Raw genomic sequence first — 1,043 nt, 5'->3', positions numbered from 1 at the left:
TCGGCGGGCGCGGTGGAGCTGCTGACGGAGGCGCGTTCCTGGCCGGAGGCAGGTCGTCCGCGCCGCGCGGGCGTCTCGTCCTTCGGGATCAGCGGTACCAACGCGCACGTGATTCTCGAGGCGCCGCCTCAGCCCGAACCGGCTGCGCTCGATGCGACGCCGAAGGCGCCGGATCTGGTGCCGTGGCCGGTGTCAGCGCAGTCCGAGCCAGCCCTGCGGGCACAGGCGGAACGGCTGCGGGAGTTCGTGGCGGAGCGTCCGGAGCTGGATCCGTTGGATGTGGGCTGGTCGCTGGCGACGACGCGTGCCGCGCTGGAACATCGCGTGGTGCTGGCCCCCGGCGGGGACGTGCTCGCCGCAGGTGCGAACGTAGATGGCAGGACCGCGTTCCTGTTCACCGGCCAGGGTTCGCAGCGTGCAGGTATGGGCCTGGGGCTGTATGAGGCGTTCCCGGTGTTCGCCGAGGCCTTCGACGCGGTGTGTGCCCGGCTGGACGTTCGGCTGGAGCGTCCGTTGCGTGAGGTCCTGGCCGACGGTGTCGACCTGGACCACACTGTGTGGGCGCAAGCGGGTCTGTTCGCCATCGAGGTCGCGCTGTTCCGGCTCGTCGAGTCGTGGGGTGTGACCCCGGACGCGCTGCTGGGTCACTCGCTGGGTGAGATCACTGCAGCGCACGTGGCTGGCATCCTCGACCTGGACGACGCGTGCGTCCTGGTAGCCGAACGTGGCCGACTCATGCAGGCACTGCCCGCCGGCGACGGCATGCTCGCCGTCCAGGCCACCGAAGCCGATGTCGCGGACTCCGGTCTGGACATCGCGGCAGTGAATGGCCCGAATTCCGTGGTCCTGTCCGGCACCTCCGACGCCATCGAGCGGTACGTGGCCGAGTGTGCCGCCCGTGGCCTGCGGTTCAACGTGCTGTCGGTGTCGCACGCGTTCCACTCCGCGCTGATGGAGCCGATGCTGGAGGAGTTCGGAGCCGTCCTGTCCGGTCTGACGTTCCACCCGGCGCGGATTCCGGTGGTGTCGAACGTGACCGGGGC

At 70.1% G+C, this 1,043-nt stretch carries 1 protein-coding gene; it reads left to right on the top strand.

What is annotated here, in order from left to right; translation table 11 throughout:
- Window positions 1–1,043: acyltransferase domain-containing protein (locus ABZS61_RS34895; protein WP_356430578.1), on the top strand; the 1,043-nt coding region annotated here is incomplete at both ends.

It is taken from the genome of Streptomyces sp. NPDC005566, assembly GCF_040605575.1.
In the GTDB taxonomy this organism is placed as follows: Bacteria; Actinomycetota; Actinomycetes; order Streptomycetales; family Streptomycetaceae; genus Streptomyces.
This window is presented reverse-complemented; position numbering and strand designations above follow the sequence as displayed.